Here is a 4,323-nt window from a genome sequence, read left to right as displayed (position 1 = left end):
GCCCCAATCCCCGCCCCAATCCGCGCCCCAATCCGCGCCTCAATCCCTGCCCCAATCCGCGCCTCAATCCCTGCCCCAATCCCCCCACTCGCCGCACTACCGGGCCCGCCTACCTCAAAACGCCGCTCAACGCCACCCCCAAATGCGCCCCGACTTTGCGCCTGATCGGCGCATGGCCGGCATCGGCCCGGCGCTATAGTCGCCCGATGCTGCCGGACCCGCGTCCGGCATGGTCCCCTTTTGCCCGGCACCGCGCCGCATGGCGGGGGACACCCCTGGCCCCGCACCTTGTCCGCCCGCCGCCGGCACCACGCCATGCGCCCATCCACGTTCCCATGACGTCCGATCCGGAACCGCCCCTGCCCGCCCTGCCCCGCTGGCAACGCGTCTCGCTTGTGTCCGCGCTGTTCTTCCTGCTAGCCGTCGCCGGCATCGCGCTGACGCGCTATCCGGGCAACGCCGCCATCGTCTGGCTGGCCACCGCCTTCGGTGCCGGCGTGACGCTGCACCAGCCGCCGCGCGAGCGTGCCTGGATGCTGGCCGGCATGCTGGTGGCGGGCATTGCCGCCAACGCGATGTTCGGCGACCCGTGGTGGCTCGCGCTGGTGCTGGGCGCCTCGAACATCGCCGAGATCCTGTTCGTCGCGTGGCTGGCGCCGAGCATCAGCGGCGGCATCGGCCGCGCCAGCGCGGTGCCGCTGGCCCGCTTCGCGCTGATGCTGGGCGCGACGTGCACGCTGGCCCCGGTGATCGGCGCCACCATCGGCTCCGCTGCAATTTCGCTCGCCTATGGCCGGCCCATCGGCGACATCTGGTCGACCTGGTGGAGCGCCGACGCGATGGGCATGCTGATGCTGGTGCCGCTGTCGGTGACCTACTCGCGCGAGCGGCTGCGCGACACCTTCCCCCGCACGCGGCTGCCGCGGGTGGCCGGGCTGCTGCTGCTGACCGCGACCGTCGGCGGCGTGGCGGTGGTGCAGACCCACGATCCGTTCGGCGTGCTGTCGCTGCCGCTGGTGGTCGCCGCGCTGTTTACCAACCCGTTCGCCACCGCATTGCTGACGCTGCTGTCGATGCTGGTCACGGTGATGCTCGGACTGGCCGCTGCACAGGCCGGGCTGGTCGACGCGCCGCAGTTCCTGACCCACGCGATGAAGCTGTCGACCAGCCTGATCCTGGTGTTCCCGGTCTGCATCGCCTATCTGAGCGAACAGAACCGCCGCGACCGCAGCGAGTTGCGCGGCAGCGAACGGCGCTTCCGCCAGGCGATGCACCATTCGGCGATCGGCATGGCGCTGGTCAGCGTCGATGGCCGCTGGCAGCAGGTCAACCGCGCAATCTGCGAGCTGTTCGGCTACAGCGCGACCGAGCTCAGCCGCATTCCGTTCCAGGACATCACGCATCCGGACGACCTGGCCGCCGATCTGGCGCAGCTCGAACGGCTGGTTGCCGGCGACATCGACAGCTACCGGATGGAAAAGCGCTACCGGCGCAAGGACGGCAACTTCATCTGGGCGCTGCTGGCGGTATCGCTGGTGCGCGACGAGGCCACGGGCGCGCCGCTGCATTTCATCGCGCAGGTCGAGGACATCCACGAACACAAGCTCGCGCAGCAGCGGCTCGAGGCGCTGTCGCGGCGCACCGAACTGGCGGTCGAGGCCGGCCGGGTCGGCATCTGGGAATGGGACATCGCCGCCGGCACGCTGTCGTGGGACCGCCGCATGCACGCGCTGCACGGCACCGCGGCCGCCGACGGCGCACCGGACCTCGACGGCTGGATCGCGCTGGTGCATCCCGACGACGTGGTACGCGCCCGGCACGAGATGCGCCAGGCGGTCAAGGGCGCGCAGCCCTTCGATACCGAGTACCGGATCCGGCGGCCCGACGGCGAGGTGCGGCATATCCGCGCGATGGCGGTGGTGTCGCGCGCCGAGGACGGCACCGCGCTGTCGATGGTAGGCACCAACTGGGACATCACCGAGCACCATCGGCTGACCGAGGCGCTGTTCGAGGAGAAGGAGCGCCTGCATATCACGCTGCGATCGATCGGCGATGCGGTGATCTGCACCGATGCATCGCTGCGCATCACCTTCATCAATCCGATCGCCGAGCAGCTGACCGGCTGGACCATGGCCGAGGCCGACGGCCGGCCGCTGGCCACGGTGTTCCACGTGGTCGACGAAACCAGCGGCCAGCCGATCGCCTGCCCGGTCGCCAAGTGCCTGCAGACGCTGCGGCCGGTCTATCTCGAGGATGGCGCGGTGCTGATCAGCCGCCATGGCGAGCGCCACGACGTGCAGGACTCCGCCGCGCCGGTGCTGACGCCGCGCGGCGACGTGATCGGCGCGGTGCTGGTGTTCCAGGACATCACGGCGGCCCGCGCGCTGCAGCGCAAGCTCGCGCATTCGGCGATGCACGACGCGCTGACCGGGCTGCCCAACCGCATCTGGTTCGAGCAGCGCCTGCGCGAGGCCTGCGAGTCGGCGCGCGAGTTCGACCAGCACCATGCACTGTGCTTCATCGATCTGGACCGCTTCAAGATCGTCAACGATACGGCGGGCCATGCCGCCGGCGACGTGCTGCTGCGCGAGCTGGGCCACGTGATCCGCAGCCAGGTGCGGCCGGACGACCTGCTGGCCCGCCTGGGCGGCGACGAGTTCGCGCTGCTGCTGCGCAACTGCTCGGTGGACCAGGGCGAGCGCGTCTGCCTGAAGGTCATCGACGCGATCCGCGCGCGGCGCTTCCCGTGGGAAGGCCGGGTCTACGATGTCGGCGCCAGCGTCGGCATCACCGCGATCGATCGCGAGGCGCCGCCGCTGGGCGAGCTGATGAGCCGTGCCGACGTGGCCTGCTACGCCGCCAAGGCCGCGGGGCGCAACCGCGTGTCGGTCTATCGCCGCGACGAGAGCGACGCGCGCCGCCACCATCGCGAGCTGCAGGTCGCCGCGGGCATCCATTCGGCGCTGGAGGCCAACCGCTTCCGGCTGTTCGCGCAGGAGATCCGCGCGCTGGCGCCGGGGTCCGGACCGGCGTCGCCAGCCTCGTCGCCTGCATCGTCGCCTGCATCGCCGGCATCGGCACCTGCGTCCCATATCGAAATCCTGGTGCGCATGGTCGACGAGCAGGGCAGCCTGGTGATGCCCGGCGCCTTCATTCCGGCGGCCGAGCGCTATGACCTGATGGGCCATGTGGACCGCTGGGTCATCCAGCATGTGCTGCGCGATTTCGGCGCGCGGCTGCTGGCGGTACCCGGGCTGTCGGTGTCGATCAACCTGTCGGCCAATTCGCTGGGCGAGCCCTTCCTGCTGCCGTTCCTGCATGCCGAGCTGTCGAACTCGGTGCTGCCGGCCAGCCGCATCCGGCTGGAGATCACCGAGACCGCGCTGATCAACAACATGGCCGCGGCCAACCGGCTGGTCGCCGACATGCGCAAGGCCGGCTGCACGATGGCGCTGGACGACTTCGGCGCCGGCCTGTCGTCGTTCGCCTATCTGAAGCAGTTCCCGGTGGACTACCTGAAGATCGACGGCAGCTTCATCCGGCATCTGGCCAGCAGCGCCGTCGATCGCGAGATCGTCAGCTCGATCAACGACATCGGCCACCGGCTCGGCATCCTGACCGTGGCCGAATCGGTCGAGGACGAAGCGACGCTGGACGTGCTGCGCGAGATCGGCGTCGACTATGCGCAGGGCTATGCAATCGGGCGGCCGATGCCGCTGGAAGACTACCTGGCGCGCTGCGCGAGGGGCCTGCCAGGCGGGACCGCGCAGCCGTCAAGGTAGCGCCAGCGCGCCGCCGCTACCCGGCGGTTCAACCGTGGCTGGCAGCGAGACCGGCACCGGCGCTGTCGGCCATCCGGCGCAACAGCGGCGTGCGGGCGTCGTCTTCCTGGGCATCGCGATTTGCGTCGTGATCTGCATCATGATTTGCCTCGTACCGCGCCGCCTCCGGCGACGTCGACGCGTCATCGGCTTCGCGCATCGGCGCTGCCTGCTGCGCGCGCGCCGGATCGATGCAGCGCCCGTCGAGATGGCGCTGCACCAGCTTCAACGCCAGCCGGCATTGCTCGGGCGTCTGCGCGGCCTCGATCGCGGCCACCACTTCGGCATCGGCACCGAGCGTGCGCATCAGCGCGCGCGCCATGCTGCGTTCGGCCAGCGCCTGCGCGGAACCGCGCGCCTGCAGATGCTGGATCACGCGCGTCGCGATCAGATGACGATGCGTGTTGGCGTTGCCGGCATCGAGTTGCGCGCAGGCGGTGCCGATCGCCTTGGCGGTGGCGGCGTCGTTGCCGCCGGCGGGCCGCAGCGTCCGCCGGGCCGT

The 4,323-nt window shown here is 70.5% G+C and carries 2 protein-coding genes; one reads left to right on the top strand and one right to left on the bottom strand.

The genetic code is table 11. The features are described 5' to 3' along the window. Positions 1–335: 335 nt before the first annotated feature. Entirely contained in the window at positions 336–3,782 is a 3,447-nt protein-coding gene (locus B551_RS14480; protein ID WP_023264385.1) for a diguanylate cyclase, read from the top strand. A 28-nt stretch (positions 3,783–3,810) separates the two neighbouring features. On the opposite strand, the gene B551_RS26600 is transcribed toward B551_RS14480, so the two are convergent. Further along, positions 3,811–4,323, bottom strand: a 513-nt coding sequence (locus tag B551_RS26600; protein ID WP_043439808.1) for a hypothetical protein, incomplete at its 5' end; no start/stop codon positions are given.

Source organism: Cupriavidus sp. HPC(L), assembly GCF_000307735.3.
GTDB lineage: Bacteria > Pseudomonadota > Gammaproteobacteria > Burkholderiales > Burkholderiaceae > Cupriavidus.
This window is presented reverse-complemented; position numbering and strand designations above follow the sequence as displayed.

Excerpts from the sequence above, each read along its gene's own strand:
- B551_RS14480 (WP_023264385.1), top strand. The coding sequence starts at position 336 with ATGACGTCCGATCCGGAACCGCCCCTGCCCGCCCTGCCCCGCTGGCAA.